Raw genomic sequence first — 14871 nt, 5'->3', positions numbered from 1 at the left:
AAAACATATGTAAAATTTTACTGATCTGCAAAGGAGGATTTATGATACGCGTACTTATTGTTGAAGATGAACCAGCACTTGCCAGAGGACTTTCTCTTCTCATCACAAAAAATTATACTGACTTTGAGGTTCTTGGCATCTGCAAAAATGGCAGAGATGGACTTCAGAATATCCTGGAGCTGGAGCCTGAACTGGTATTTACGGATATTACCATGCCTGTAATGAATGGTCTTGATATGATCGAGGAAGTACAGAAAGCTCATTTTCACACCCGTTTTGTGATTCTTACCGGATATGCTGATTTCGAATATGCCAGAAAAGCAATCCATCTCGGTGTTTCTGATTATCTTCTCAAGCCTATTGTGCCTAAAACATTGGAGGATATCCTGCATTCCTGCCTGGAACAGCAAAATGCAAAGATACATCTGCTTCAGAAAGAATATCTGCAATGTGCCCTGCGCAGCAATAATCCTGTGGAACCTGCCCCTGATTTTATGGACAGTACATCCTGTTCTTTTATTTTTGTTTTTCAGGGGCCACTGCGTCCCAGTATATACAGCGAGACCATTTCTAATTCGGATTTTGCACCGATTTCTCCTGAATATATGACCACGCTGGAAAATGAATTTCAGGTTTCCCTCATTCTTCTTCATGGAAGACATTTTAACGAACAGGTATATGCCGTCACTTACCCATCTTCCAGGCATCCGGATATAGAAGAACTTGCTGGCAAGATCCATAGCAGCCTTGATCTGTCAGCCCAGCATCCGGAATCATGGATCAACACGGTACTGTCACCGCGATCACCAGATTCCGGATCTGTTTCTGACATTATTAAAGACACTTATCTTTTTGCATTGTTCAAAAACGGATTCGGATCCAGTTCTTTACAGACATGTAGTATTTTATCTAACCAAAAGATGATCGTTTCTCCGGATGTCCAGCAGCTTTGTGCAGGGATCACCGCTCTTTCTGACCAGGAAAGCCTGTACCATATGATCCATTCTCTGATCATCATGCAGGATCAGAAAGAACTTTCCCAGTTCCAGCTAACTGCCAACCTGAGATATTTCTTCTCCGCCGTGATCCAGAACAGTCACAAAGATATCATTTATCCGGATGTATCTGAGATTGTTTCTACCAGCCATTCCTATGATGAACTGGAACGGGAACTTCAATACGAAGCTTCCAAAATCTGCGGTTTCCAAAATCCTGCTTTCGGAGAAGAACTTCCTTCTCTGGCCCGTCAGGTGCGCAATTATCTGGACAGAAATTTTACCCAACAGATCACCACGAAATCTTTTCAGGATATTTTTGGCTATAATGAGAAATATATTTCCACACTTTTCAAATCAGAATTCGGTATCTCTCCCAGTAAATATATCAGTGAACTTCGCCTGAAAATGGCTAAGACATTATTACAAAACAACCCTGATATTCTTACCAAGGATGTCGCAGAAATGGTAGGCTTTTCTGATGCCTTTTACTTCAGCCGGGTGTTTAAAGCTCATGAGGGGATGTCTCCCAGCCAATATCTGAAGCAGTTAAAAAAATGAGCTTTCTATTTTATGACACAAAAAAACCCGCTTACGCGGGTTTTTTGTTGCATTATACACGTGAGAGATACTCACCTGTTCTTGTATCGATCTTCAGTTTGTCGCCCTGGTTTACGAACAGAGGAACCTGAACCTGTGCACCTGTCTCAACAGTTGCCGGTTTGGTAGCACCCTGTGCTGTATTTCCTGCAAATCCTGGCTCTGTCTCAATAACCTCAAGCTCAACAAAAAGAGGCGGCTCGATTGCGAATACCTCGCCGTTATGAGAGCAAACCTTAACCATCTCATTATCCTTAACAAATTTCAGAGAATCGCCAACCTGATCCTCTGTAAGACCAACCTGATCATATGTCTCTGTATTCATGAAGTAATATAAACCACCATCCTGATACAGATACTGCATATCTACACGCTCAATACGTGCTGCCGGGAATTTCTCTGTAGGACGGAAGGATTTCTCTAATACAGAGCCTGTGATAACGTTCTTGTATTTTGTTCTTACAAAGGCTGCGCCTTTTCCTGGTTTTACATGCTGGAATTCAACGATCTGACATACGTTTCCATCAATTTCAAGTGTGATACCATTTTTGAAATCACCTGCTGAAATCATAAATATTTCCTCCTTAATATATGCGGTTCTTTTTCGCTATGGATTATTCTATAATACCTTTTGCCATTTTTCAACTGTTTTTTTGTTTAAGCCTTCAATTTTTCTTCAATTTCTGCGATCAGCTCATCAAAAGGCTTCACTCCTGTGACAACTTTAATGTCCGCAAACTTCTCATAAACCGGATCTCTCTGTTTCAGAAGTTTCTTGATCTTCTCTTCTTTATTCTCAGTTCCTTCCAGTGTAGGATTGTTGCTTCCTTCCAGACGTTTGATCAACGTTGCAGCAGAACCTTTCAGATAGATGATCGTTCCCATACTCTGGAGATATTTCTGGTTCTGCTCCTGAAGAGGCAATCCCGCACTTACAGAGATCACCTTGCGTTCACTGTCTGTGGACAGTTCCTTGACTGCCATAGTCTCCAACGCACGATAAAATGCTTCTCCAAAGCGTTCAAATACCTCCTTTACTGACATGTTCATTTTTTTCACGATCAGTCTGTCCACGTCAATAAACGGAAGCCCCAGGTCCTTCGCCAGTCTCTTTCCAACTCGTGTCTTTCCTGAACCCATAAAGCCGATGATTACAATATGGTTCATGAATTCTTTCCCTCCTCTTTTTGGTAAAAATGTAATACTATTTTTTCCAGATATCGCTTCAGCACGATCTGGATCTCCTCTTTTGGATGAATCGGTTTCACAAGGATCGTCCGGATCCCCGCCCTCTTTGCTCCATAAATATCCGTAAACAGCTGATCTCCTATAAAGATCGTCCTGTCAAGATCAATTCCAATCACCTGGCAGGCTTTCTTATAATTTTTTCCAGCCGGTTTATGGGCATTTTCTATAAAATCCCCCTCTACTGCTTTGGCAAAGGGTTCTACACGAGGTTTCTGGTTATTGGATACAAAACAGTATCGAAACCCGATAGCCCTTAGCTTTTCAAACAGTTTCTTTGCCCGGGCATCCGCCGGTGCCCCGTGGGGAACAATAGTATTATCGATATCAAAGAGCAGCCCTCTGTATCCTTCTCTGTAAAGCTTCTCATAATCGATACCATACGCAGAATCCAAATATTCATCCGGAAAAAAGCATCTGAACATCTATTCCACCTCAGTCCTTTCCTATCGCTCGCAAAGAGGAACATACTCTGCTTCCGGAAGGACATTCTTATATGCAGGACGGATGATCTTATCCACATTGATAAGCTCTTCCATACGATGTGCGCTCCAGCCTACAATACGTGCAATGGCAAACATCGGTGTATAAAGCTCCAGAGGCAGATCCAGCATGCTGTAAACAAATCCGCTGTAAAAATCCACATTGGCACTGACGCCCTTATAGATCTTACGTTCCTCTGCAATAACCTTTGGTGCAAGACGCTCTACTGTAGCATACAGCTGATAATCCTTCATTCTGCCCTTTTCTCTTGCAAGCTGCTCTACATAGCCTTTAAAGACTTCTGCACGTGGATCGGAAACAGAATAGATCGCATGTCCCATACCATAAATCAGTCCACGCTTATCAAAAGCCTCTTTATGAAGAAGCTTCTTAAGATATGCACTGATTTCCTCTTCATCACTGTAGTCATGTACATGTTTACGCATATCGTTAAACATTTTTACGACTTTGATGTTGGCACCGCCGTGTTTCGGGCCTTTCAAAGAGCCCAGTGCTGCCGCGATCGCAGAATACGTATCTGTCCCGGAAGAGGAAACCACATGTGTAGTAAAGGTAGAGTTATTACCACCGCCATGCTCCATATGAAGGATCAGAGCTATATCAAGGATCTCTGCCTCCAATGCCGTATACTTCTTATCTGGTCTTAACAGACGCAGGATATTTTCAGCTGTGGAAAGCTCCTTTTTAGGCTGATGGATATAAAGACTCTTGCCTTTCTCATAGTGGTTATAGGCCTGATACGCATAAACAGATAACAATGGGAAAACGCTGATCAGGTTGATACACTGACGGAGCACATTCTCCAGTTCAATATTATCCGGGTCTTTGTCATAGGAATAAAGCGTCAGCACGCTTCTTGACAGAGCGTTCATAATATCTCTGGACGGTGCCTTCATAATGACATCCCTTACAAAATTCCGCGGCAGCATACGCTGATTCGCAAGAATCCCGGAGAACTCATTCAGCTCTTCCTGATTCGGAAGCTTTCCGAAAAGAAGCAGATAGGTTACTTCCTCAAAGCCGAAGCGCCGGTCATTGATAAATCCATTTGTCAGATCCTTAATATCATACCCACGATAAGAAAGCTTACCTGCACAGGGAACCTCTTTTCCATCCACGATCTTTGTTGCCTGAACATTGGAAACCTGGGTCAGTCCTGCAAGGACACCCTTTCCATTCAGGTCACGCAAGCCTCGCTTGACATCGTATTTGCCATATAAAGACAGATCCAGTTTGTCATTCTCACGACAGATCTGGGTAAGTTTCTTAATCTCAGGTGTCACTTTCATGTTGAATTTGCTCATCAGTTATTTCCCCTTTCGATTTCTGTTTTATTGCTGTTCGATAACGGTCCCTCCTCATTCCCCTCTCAAGCAATTCTGGTCTTATTTGTATATCCCGGCATAGCTGGCCGGGATATTTCAGATATATTATAACATTTTTTTCTGTTCCGGTCTATGCCGAAAATATAACCGAATACCTGCTTTACAGTTTATTGGTTATGAACCGGCAGCGAATGTGGATCGCAAATCTCCTCTTATCTATCTGCGATCAGACCTGCTTATATGTAGCAAAAAACTCTTTCATCTTCTTCATTGCCTTGTCAAGCTGGCGTATATCCGGCAGATAAACAATGCGGAAGTGATCCGGCTGATTCCAGTTGAAGCCCTTGCCCGGAACAACAAGCACCTGTTTCTCATGAAGAAAATCCAAAGCAAACTGTTCATCATTGAAAATATTAAATTTCTCAGTATCGATCTTCGGGAATATATAAAATGCCGCATGTGGTTTTACAACGGAAATTCCCGGAATATCATTCAGTGCCTTGTAAATAAAGTCTCTCTGCTCATAAACACGTCCGCCCGGCTGAATATATTCATTGACACTCTGATATCCGCCAAGTGCGGTCTGTACAATGGACTGTGCCGGAACATTTGAACAGAGACGCATGGACGAGAGCATATTGATTCCCTCTATATAACCCTTTGCCTTACTTTTTGCACCACTTAAGATCATCCATCCGATGCGGAAACCTGCGATCATATGAGACTTGGACAATCCTGAAAACGTTACACAGAACACATCAGGTGCAAGGGATGCAATAGAAGTATGTTTATATCCATCCATAACAAGACGGTCATATATCTCATCAGAAAAGATGATCAGCTCATTTTCTCTTGCAATGTCTGCAATCTGTTCCAGGATCTCCTTCGGATATACTGCACCTGTAGGGTTATTGGGATTGATGATAACGATCGCCTTGGTCCTTGGTGTGATCTTGCTCTTGATATCCTCAATATCCGGATACCAGTCAGACTGTTCGTCACAGATATAATGAACTACATTTCCGCCTGCCAGTGTTGCAGTAGCTGTCCACAGCGGATAATCCGGAGCCGGGATCAGGATCTCATCCCCGTTATCAAGCAACGCCTGCATACAAAGGTTGATCAGTTCACTGACACCATTTCCCGTATAAATATCATTAATGGTAACTCCCGGGATCCCGCGAAGCTGTGCATACTGCATGATCGCTTTTCTTGCAGAAAAAATGCCCTTGGAGTCAGAATATCCCTGGGAAGTACGGACATTACTCAGCATATCCAGGATCACTTCCTGAGGTGCTGAAAACCCAAACGGATACGGATTACCAATATTCAGCTTCAGAATCTCCATTCCATCTTCTTCCATTCTGGCAGCTTCATCCACAACCGGTCCGCGCACATCGTACAGCACGTTGTCAAGCTTTGATGATTTCCCGAATGTTCTCATAAAAACCACTCCTCTTCTAATTTTCACTATTATTTAACCATTTTAATTTCATAGTCAAAAATATTTATTCTATATCATCTCACATTTAGGCTTTCAACGCAAGAAATAAAAATTTAAAAAAAATAAACTTAGCACTTCCCTTTTTTAGCATGTTAATGTATAATAGCACTCGAATTTAGTTTTCAACGCAATTTAATATGTGATGAGGAGGAAACAACAATGTCTTACACAGAAGAAGTTTATGAAAGAGTTGTAGCACAGAATCCTGGCGAGCCAGAATTCCATCAGGCAGTTAAGGAAGTTCTCGATTCCCTTAAAGTTGTAATTGACAAAAATGAGGAAGAATATCGTAAACTTTCCATCCTTGAGCGTCTTGTAGAGCCAGAGAGAATCATCTCCTTCAAAGTACCGTGGATCGATGACAACGGAACTGTACAGGTTAACAAAGGATATCGCGTTCAGTTCAACAGCGCCATCGGACCATACAAAGGTGGTTTAAGATTCCATCCTTCTGTAAATCAGGGTATCCTGAAATTCCTTGGTTTTGAGCAGATTTTCAAAAACTCTCTTACAGGCCTTCCGATCGGCGGTGGAAAAGGTGGCTCCAACTTCGATCCTAAGGGTAAATCTGACAGAGAGGTTATGGCATTCTGCCAAAGCTTTATGACCGAGCTTTGCAAATATATCGGCGCAGATACGGATGTTCCGGCCGGTGATATCGGTGTCGGCGGACGTGAGATCGGTTATCTCTTTGGACAGTACAAGAGAATCCGTGGCCTTTATGAGGGTGTCCTTACAGGAAAGGGTCTTTCCTTCGGAGGTTCCCTGATCCGTACAGAGGCTACCGGTTACGGTGTTGTATACATGCTCAACGAGATCGCCAAAGCTCACAATGATTCCGTAGAAGGAAAAACAATCGTTGTAACAGGTTCCGGTAATGTAGCTATCTATGCTGTTGAAAAGGCTACTCAGCTTGGTGCCAAGGTTGTTGCAATGAACGACTCCAACGGATACATCTACGATCCGAACGGAATCAACCTTGACGTCGTAAAGGATATCAAAGAAGTAAAACGTGGACGTATCAAAGAATATGCAGACCGTGTTGAGGGTGCTACCTACACAGAGGGACTTGGCATCTGGAACATCAAATGTGATATTTACCTTCCATGTGCTACTCAGAACGAACTTGGCCTTGACGGAGCTAAAACACTGGTTGCAAATGGCTGCAAATACGTCGTTGAAGGTGCAAACATGCCTACTACTCTTGATGCAACAACATACCTTCAGGAGAACGGTGTTCTCTTCATGCCTGGTAAAGCCGCAAACGCTGGCGGTGTTGCCACATCCGCGCTGGAGATGAGCCAGAACTCCATGAGACTTTCCTGGACAAGAGAAGAGGTTGATGAGAAGCTCCACAACATCATGATCGATATTTTCCACAAAGCTGATGACGCTGCTAAGCGTTACGGTATGGAAGACAACTATGTTGTAGGTGCAAACATCGCCGGCTTCGAAAAAGTTGTTGATGCTATGAAAGCTCAGGGTATTGTTTAATTAAGTTTTCTGAATCATTAACGTATATTTATAGCAGGGACCGCAGAGGATTTTTCTCAGGCGGTTCCTGTTTTTTTGTATCCACTTTTACGATCTTTAAAAAATCGAACATTCATGTTTCAAAAAAGGCCGACTGTCTTTTGACAATCGGCCTGGAATTTCCTGTACTTGCGGTCTGTTCATTTAATCTCTTAATTGATCAGTTTCTTCAGCTCATCCATAAAGGTACTGACATCTTTAAACTCTCTGTATACAGACGCAAAGCGTACATACGCTACCGCATCCAGATCCTTCAGATGTTCCATAACGATCTCTCCGATCTTGGTACTGCTGATCTCACGGTCTTCTGACCGGAAAATATCTCCTTCTATGGAATCGATCATCTCTTCCACTCTCTCAATGGGAATAGGGCGCTTATAACAGGCACGAAGAACACCATCCTGGATTTTGGAACGTTTATAGCTTTCCCGGTTCTGGTCCTTCTTGATCACAGTCAGCGGAATCGTTTCCACCTTCTCATAAGTTGTAAAACGCTTCCCGCAGGCATCACAGAGACGGCGGCGGCGAATGGAATTGGTATCCTCTACAGGTCTGGAATCTACAACCCTTGTATTATCCTGGTTACAGAACGGACATCTCACGGAACTCTCCCCCTTTCCGGATCAGTAAATCATTAATAAATTCATTTTTATTATAAAATAAATGCATATAATGTGTCAATAATCGGACTTGCATAAATTTTACAGATTTTCCATAAAATCATACCAGGTGATGAATTTATGCGCATCTGTGAGCTGAAACAAAAAGAAGTGATCAATATCCATACCTGCCGTAGTCTTGGCTGTCCTCTTGATGTGGAATTCTGCTGTGAAACCGCACGCCTGAAAGCCCTGATCATGCCAGAACCGGGGAAGTTTTGCTGGTGTTTTTCCAAAGAAAATGAATATTCCATTCCATGGGACTGCATCCGCCAGATCGGCGAAGATATCATCCTTGTCGATTTCCGTAATGAAAAACTGCTGTCCGGAGAATAAATGTTACTGTTCACTCCGTTCTCAGTAACACGCTTCGCGATGCACAGAATTTATGCTGATCGCATAAATTCGCGCGGTATGTCTCGGGTTTTCCGTGACCTTTGCTCACAAAAAACACCTCGCGGGATATCGCCAATGAACAGTAACGAATAAATACCTCCTTGTTGTCAAGGCCCTTTATTTTTTATATTTTCTCTGAAAAAGTATATTTCCATTGCCCTCTGAGAATCATCTTAATGTACCGACAAGACAAGGAGGATTCTAAGATGGCACTGAATAAAGTTGAAATCTGTGGAGTAAATACCTCAACCCTTCCCGTTCTCGATCAGGAAGAAAAGGTGGAGCTCTTTAAAAGGATCAAAGCTGGCGATGAGGAAGCCAGGGAATTGTACATCAAAGGCAATCTGCGGCTTGTTTTAAGCGTGATCCGGCGCTTTCAGAACAGCAGTGAAAATTCGGATGACCTTTTTCAGATCGGCTGCATCGGCCTGATCAAAGCAATCGATAATTTCGACACCTCTCTTCAGGTAAAATTTTCCACCTATGCAGTTCCCATGATCATCGGAGAGATCCGAAGATATCTCCGTGACAACAACAGCATACGGGTCAGCCGTTCTCTGCGTGATATCGCTTACAAAACCATCTATACCCGGGAAAACTATATGCGACAACATCTCAAAGAACCTACCATTGCAGAAATCGCTGATGAGATCGGTATCGACAAGGAAATGATCGTCTATGCCATGGATGCGATCCAGAGCCCGGTAAGCCTTTTTGAGCCCGTGTATTCCGAAGGCGGAGATACCCTATATGTTATGGATCAGATCAGTGATAAAAAGAATCTGGAAGAAAACTGGGTGGAGGATATTTCTCTCCGAGATGCCATGAACCGGCTTGGAGAGCGGGAACGGCACATTATCGATCTCCGCTTCTACGAGGGAAAAACCCAAATGGAGGTAGCTGATGAAATCGGTATCTCCCAGGCTCAGGTCAGCCGACTTGAAAAACATGCTCTTCGCAGTATGCGAAATTATCTCAGAAATTGATCCACCTCTTTTCAGACAAAAAGCTGCAGCAGAATGTCTATTATCCTGCTGCAGCTTTTATCTCTTATTTCAGCGCTTTCTCAATTTCTTCGATCACGATCCGAAGCGCCTTCAGCCTTGCATATTTCTTATCTACGGATTCCAGAATGTGCCATGGTGCATAAGCAGTACTGGTTTTCTGAAGCATCTCATCTACTGCTGTTTCATACTCATCCCATTTTTCACGGTTTCTCCAGTCCTCATCCGTGATCTTCCACTGTTTTTCAGGATTACTCTGGCGGTCGTTGAACCTGGCAAGCTGGGTGTCCTTATCAATGTGGACCCAGAATTTCACGATCACAGCGCCCCAGTCAGAAAGCTCCTTCTCAAATTCATTGATCTCATTGTATGCACGTCTCCAGTCATTCTCGCTGCAGAAGCCCTCCAGACGTTCCACCATCACTCTTCCGTACCACGTCCGGTCAAAGATGGCAATGTGACCATCCTTGGGAAGCCTTGTCCAGAAACGCCACAGATAATGACGGGCTTTTTCATGAGGCTCCGGACTTGCGATAGGATGTACCTCAAATCCACGGGGATCAAGAGCCTCGGTGATTCTCTTGATATTTCCTCCCTTTCCGGCAGCATCCCAGCCTTCATAGGTGATGATCACAGGCACTCTTTTTCGGTAAAGACGGTTATGCAGGCTTCCAAGCTTTGCCTGCAGTTCCTTAAGCTCTGCCTTGTATTCTTCATCCCCCACTTCTTTTCCGTCCAGAGGAATCTCGCTCAATCTGGGCATCTCCACCAGAGGAAAAACATTCTGTAGGATCGGCACGGCATGTTTGCTGTTTTCCATGGCAACCTCTATATTGCTGATCATGGTCTCCAGCACCTGCAGCTCTGCCCACTTCCGGTCACCTGCATCGACAATATACCATGGAGCCGCAGATGTATTGGTATCCTGCATATACTGGCCAAAAATCTTTCTGCACTTCTTATAATGATCATTCTGCCAGAGATCATATTCATTGACTCTCCATCTGGTATCCTTACTTTCCAGAAGGATACCCATACGTTTTTCCTGTTCTTTCCGGTCAATCTGCATAAAAAATTTCAGGAGCACATATCCGTTATCCGTCAGCTGACGTTCAAATCTCCGGATACTGTCAATTCGTTTTGCATAATTGTCACCCTTCAGTTTTTTATCCATACGTTCTCGACAGGTCTGATCCATCCATCCTGAATCCAGAAATGTAAACTTGCCCGCTTCCGGGATTTCCCTGAAATATCGGTAAAGAAATGGTTTCCGAAGGTCTTCCTCTGTAGGCGCTGACATAGTCGCAACTTTGAAGAAACGAGGATCGATATTCTTGATCACCTTACTTATGGTACTTCCTTTTCCGGAAGCTCCCCAGCCTTCAAACAGCACGATCACCGGAATCTTATGCTCTTTCAGAGCCATCTGCAATTCATATAATCTGGTTCTTGCAGCGCTTAAACGCACTTTGATATCCTCTTTTTCCGGAATTTGTTCCGGGTTCCAGTTTTTCAACATCTGCATCGTCCTTCCTTAAATTTTTTGAATATTCATATTATACCACGGAAGATCCTGTTTTACGATAATTTTTACATAATTTTAACCTTTAGTCCTCACAAAAGCAAACAAATTGCACAACCAAAATCATTACTGTTCACTCCGTTCTCAGTAACACGCTTCGCGGAATATTGCCAGTGGACAGTAACTCAAAAGCATTCATAAGCATCGAAAATCTTTTTAACCTCTTGACATTTTTGTCATCGCTCCATACAATAGACGCTGATTGTTATTTTTTTAACTTCATAAAAAAGCAATACCTGAAAACTGTTGAAATAATAAAGATCAAGGAGCTGATCATGAAACTCACAGAAGAACTTCTGCAGAAAATGGAACAGAAAAAAGAACTCTACGGGGATGGTATTATTATGCCGGATGGGGATTACAGACTGATCCAGGATGGACACTTAAAAACGCTCATGTCCCTTCTGCCATATTCAGAAAATGAAATCTGGAAAATGATCCCTGATGATGATTCCGCACTTTTCTGGCTGGTAGAAAAAACAAACTGCGTACTGACTGATGTCAATTCCACTATCGGAATGAAGATGACCCCCGCACAGCAGAAAACCTACGAAGCACTTTCCAGTCGCGGGATCATCTCTGATGAATATTATGATCTTACCAGACAGCGGGAAAAAGTAAAAGCTGCCCGGGCTAATGCCTGAGCAGCTTTTATTTATATCTGTCAGTCCTCATACCCTTCCAGGAAAGAATGTTTCACACCATCTTTCTTGTATGCGATAACTGTATGAAGATTAACATTTTCCACACTTCGGAAAATATTACTTTCTATATGAGGATTTACTTTCTTAAGTTCTGCAATCAGATTCTTGATCTCCATTCTCTTGGAAACACTGGTACCATCTGTCCGGCAGGTAGTACAGGTATCGGTAAATTTACATGCACACTGGATAAAATGAAGGTCATTATAATCTCTCCAGTGTTTGATATCTGCCTCCCGAATCAGATACATGGGACGGATCAGCTGCATTCCTTCAAAGTTTGTACTGTGGAGCTTCGGCATCATAGTCTGTACCTGCGCTCCGTAAAGCATTCCCATCAGGATCGTCTCGATCACATCATCATAGTGATGTCCAAGAGCAATCTTGTTGCAGCCAAGCTCCTTTGCCTTGCTGTAAAGATAACCCCTTCTCATACGAGCGCAGAGATAACATGGGGATTTTTCTATATTATAAACCGCATCGAAGATCTCAGTCTCAAACACTGTGATCGGAATCCCGAGAAGCCTGGCATTGTGCTCGATCACCGCACGGTTTGCCTCATTATATCCCGGATCCATCACAAGAAACACCAGCTCAAAGGGAAACTTGTTATGACGCTTCAGTTCCTGGAACAGTTTGGCCATCAGCATGGAATCCTTACCACCGGAAATACAGACTGCTATCTTATCTCCCGGCTTCACCAGCTCATAATCGTTGATTCCCCTGGCAAATCTGGAAAACAACTGCTTATGGAACTTTTTGCGGATACTCAGCTCGATATCCTTCCTCCGCTGTTCCATTGCTTCATTTTCCTCTTCTTCACTGTTCTCTTTACCGGATTCTTTCTGCATCTGCTGAAAAAGCCATCCTGTATATCCGCCTTTCAGACTCAGTGCGGGAATTCCTTTTTTCCGGAGCATCTCTGCACCTTCCTGGCTGAAAAGCCCTCTTGTACAGTAAAGGACCGGTATCTTATCCCCCTTCAGTTCTTCTGCCCGCTCTTCCAGTTCCTGTTCCGGAACAGAGATTGCTCCCGGGATCATTCCATATTCTACAGTTACTTTATCACGGGTATCTACCAGGAGATATTTTTCCCGTTCCTTCTCTATTTCATCAAAAGAAATCTCCAATGTTTCTTCACTCATGCTGTTTTTATTCCTTTCCTTACAGCTCCTCCCTGATCGTGCCGTCACAGGCAATGGTCACTACCTGCCATGGAATCATCTTTCCGCTGCGCTCCATGGCGCGGATCACTGCATTTTCGATACCTCCGCAGCAGGGAACTTCCATACGGACAATACGGATACTCCGGATGGAATTATTCCGTATGATCTCTGTAAGCTTATCCGCGTAATCTCCCTCATCCAGTTTGGGGCAACCGATCAGCGTCACATGATCTTTCATGAATTTCTCGTGAAAATCTGCATAAGCGTAGGCCGTGCAGTCCGCTGCGATCAGAAGCTGTGCATTTTCAAAATACGGTGCATTGACAGGAACCAGTTTGATCTGTACCGGCCACTGGGCAAGACGGCTTATCTGTTCTCCTATATTCCGGGGAACTTCTTTCTTCTCTGCCTGCACCGGCGGTTTCTGTTTCTTTTTCAGACTTCTTGCCATACTTCCGGGACACACGTGTGGCATCCCTTCTGGCATCGAAACCTCTGTTTTCTTAAGCTTCATTCTTTTTTCCACTGCCTCCGCATCATAATCTGCGGCTTCCCGCTCTATAATACGGATCGCATCGGCAGGGCAGGCCGGAAGACAGTCTCCCAGTCCGTCACAGTAATCATCCCGTATCAGTTTCGCCTTGCCATCTATCATGGCAATAGCCCCTTCGTGGCAGGCAGCTGCACAGGCACCGCAGCCGTTGCATTTCTCTTCCTCAATGTGTACGATCTTTCTTATCATGATATCATCTCTCCCTGATTTTTATATTTCTGCAAATGTTTTTTTGTTTTCACTGACATCATACAAAAATCCCGGAGATTCTTCGGTAACATATGTTACCTTACAGATATAACTCCATTTTTTCCTGATCTTTCACAAGGATCTGACGCCTGTCAAGTTCCAGGATTCCTTCTTCCTGCATCTTTCCCAGCTCTCTGGAAAGAGACGGCCTGGTGATGTTTAAATGATCCGCCATCTCTTCTCTGGACAGGTTCATATGGATCTTCCCTTCACTGTCCTGGCATTCCACAAGAAAACGGACGATCCTCTCACGGAGACTGCCACTTCCCAGGATCCGAAGCTTCTGGTTCATATTGTAAGCCTTCCCGGCAAAAACCTCAAGAAGATTTTCCCGCAGTTTCCGGCTTAAACTATTTTCTTCCCTGTACGTAAAGATCCTGCTGCTCATGATCAGGACAGAAGTCTGCGTCAGCGTCTCCACATACATATCATAGGAAGATTTTCCCATAAAGGCATAAACCTCCCCAAACAAAGCACCCGGATCTTCCAGTTGAGCCAGAAGGATCCTTTTTCCGGAAAATGTTTCTTTGGCAATGATCACACTTCCGCTAAGAAGCATATAAACCGAATCCGGCCGGTCTGTTTCCTGAAAGATCCGCTTCCCTCTGGAATAAGTCCGTACCGTTCCTTCCCGCTCCATGAGGCTTAGTAGCTCTGTTTCTTCCAGATTTCTGCAGAGCCGGCTTTTTCTTAAAACTGCCATCCACTCTTCTCTTTTTTTTTCTTCCACTTTTTCACCTCATCTCTGTACAGGTTTTTACCATATTTCTGCAATCTCTGTCAACTCCTGCGAACTTCATAAGACCCCAGCCTGTACTTTTTTCTGAAAATCAGTTATAATATTTTTTGTTTGTA

Annotated in this window: 15 protein-coding genes; 5 read left to right on the top strand and 10 right to left on the bottom strand. The window is 43.6% G+C overall.

The features are described from left to right. Nucleotides 1-41: 41 nt before the first annotated feature. The gene (locus tag MUB50_RS03440; RefSeq protein WP_244790102.1) at nt 42-1556 is read left to right on the top strand and encodes a response regulator; all 1515 of its coding nucleotides are present in this window, start codon (nt 42-44) and stop codon (nt 1554-1556) included. 52 nt (nt 1557-1608) lie between these two features. Here the strand turns inward: MUB50_RS03440 and efp are convergent, their stop codons facing one another. From efp to MUB50_RS03415, 5 genes are all read right to left on the bottom strand, one after another. Next, nucleotides 1609-2166: an elongation factor P gene (gene efp, locus MUB50_RS03435; protein ID WP_118368419.1), complete on the bottom strand. Its 558-nt coding sequence runs from the start codon at nt 2164-2166 to the stop codon at nt 1609-1611. An 86-nt stretch (nt 2167-2252) separates the two neighbouring features. Continuing rightward, nucleotides 2253-2762: a shikimate kinase gene (locus MUB50_RS03430; RefSeq protein ID WP_015524429.1), complete on the bottom strand. Its 510-nt coding sequence runs from the start codon at nt 2760-2762 to the stop codon at nt 2253-2255. Further along, the gene (locus MUB50_RS03425; RefSeq protein ID WP_118513322.1) at nt 2759-3265 is read right to left on the bottom strand and encodes a YqeG family HAD IIIA-type phosphatase; all 507 of its coding nucleotides are present in this window, start codon (nt 3263-3265) and stop codon (nt 2759-2761) included. Before MUB50_RS03425 ends, MUB50_RS03430 begins: the two co-directional genes overlap by 4 nt. Nucleotides 3266-3286: 21 nt before the next feature. Continuing rightward, on the bottom strand, nt 3287-4648 hold the full coding sequence (locus tag MUB50_RS03420) for a citrate/2-methylcitrate synthase (RefSeq protein WP_244790100.1): 1362 nt from the start codon (nt 4646-4648) through the stop codon (nt 3287-3289). Between the two features lie 247 nt (nt 4649-4895). After that, nucleotides 4896-6113, bottom strand: a complete 1218-nt coding sequence (locus MUB50_RS03415; RefSeq protein ID WP_118624461.1) for an aminotransferase class I/II-fold pyridoxal phosphate-dependent enzyme — start codon at nt 6111-6113, stop codon at nt 4896-4898. Between the two features lie 219 nt (nt 6114-6332). On the opposite strand from MUB50_RS03415, the gene gdhA reads away from it, so the two are divergent. Beyond that, on the top strand, nt 6333-7667 hold the full coding sequence (gdhA, locus tag MUB50_RS03410; protein ID WP_118513324.1) for an NADP-specific glutamate dehydrogenase: 1335 nt from the start codon (nt 6333-6335) through the stop codon (nt 7665-7667). A 191-nt stretch (nt 7668-7858) separates the two neighbouring features. Here gdhA and nrdR read toward each other — a convergent pair whose 3' ends face one another. Continuing rightward, complete coding sequence (gene nrdR / locus MUB50_RS03405; RefSeq protein ID WP_021976805.1) at nt 7859-8308, bottom strand: transcriptional regulator NrdR; 450 nt, start codon at nt 8306-8308, stop codon at nt 7859-7861. A 138-nt stretch (nt 8309-8446) separates the two neighbouring features. On the opposite strand from nrdR, the gene MUB50_RS03400 reads away from it, so the two are divergent. Together MUB50_RS03400 and sigG are read left to right on the top strand one after the other, a co-directional pair. Then, nucleotides 8447-8701: a YlmC/YmxH family sporulation protein gene (locus MUB50_RS03400; RefSeq protein ID WP_015524424.1), complete on the top strand. Its 255-nt coding sequence runs from the start codon at nt 8447-8449 to the stop codon at nt 8699-8701. Nucleotides 8702-8967: 266 nt separating this feature from the next. After that, the gene (gene sigG, locus MUB50_RS03395; RefSeq protein WP_118513325.1) at nt 8968-9747 is read left to right on the top strand and encodes an RNA polymerase sporulation sigma factor SigG; all 780 of its coding nucleotides are present in this window, start codon (nt 8968-8970) and stop codon (nt 9745-9747) included. Between the two features lie 64 nt (nt 9748-9811). Here the strand turns inward: sigG and pap are convergent, their stop codons facing one another. Beyond that, nucleotides 9812-11284, bottom strand: a complete 1473-nt coding sequence (pap, locus tag MUB50_RS03390; protein ID WP_118624585.1) for a polyphosphate:AMP phosphotransferase — start codon at nt 11282-11284, stop codon at nt 9812-9814. Between the two features lie 338 nt (nt 11285-11622). Here pap and MUB50_RS03385 point away from each other — a divergent pair, with 338 nt between their 5' ends. Beyond that, on the top strand, nt 11623-11991 hold the full coding sequence (locus tag MUB50_RS03385) for a hypothetical protein (protein WP_118513326.1): 369 nt from the start codon (nt 11623-11625) through the stop codon (nt 11989-11991). A gap of 20 nt (nt 11992-12011) precedes the next feature. Here MUB50_RS03385 and MUB50_RS03380 read toward each other — a convergent pair whose 3' ends face one another. From MUB50_RS03380 to MUB50_RS03370, 3 genes are all read right to left on the bottom strand, one after another. Further along, on the bottom strand, nt 12012-13193 hold the full coding sequence (locus MUB50_RS03380) for an ATP-binding protein (RefSeq protein ID WP_173753263.1): 1182 nt from the start codon (nt 13191-13193) through the stop codon (nt 12012-12014). Between the two features lie 19 nt (nt 13194-13212). Continuing rightward, a complete protein-coding gene (locus tag MUB50_RS03375; protein ID WP_244790098.1) occupies nt 13213-13956 on the bottom strand; it encodes an ATP-binding protein in 744 nt (247 codons plus the stop codon). 100 nt (nt 13957-14056) lie between these two features. Continuing rightward, nucleotides 14057-14746 carry a Crp/Fnr family transcriptional regulator gene (locus tag MUB50_RS03370; protein ID WP_147419218.1) on the bottom strand — a complete coding sequence of 230 codons (690 nt, stop codon included), beginning with the start codon at nt 14744-14746 and terminating at the stop codon, nt 14057-14059. Nucleotides 14747-14871: the final 125 nt, after the last annotated feature.

Origin of the sequence: Blautia sp. NSJ-140 (assembly GCF_022868965.1) — a bacterium.
Taxonomy (GTDB): domain Bacteria; phylum Bacillota; class Clostridia; order Lachnospirales; family Lachnospiraceae; genus Blautia_A.
Note: the sequence above shows the minus strand (reverse complement) of the source record. Positions and strands in the feature narration are given on the sequence as shown.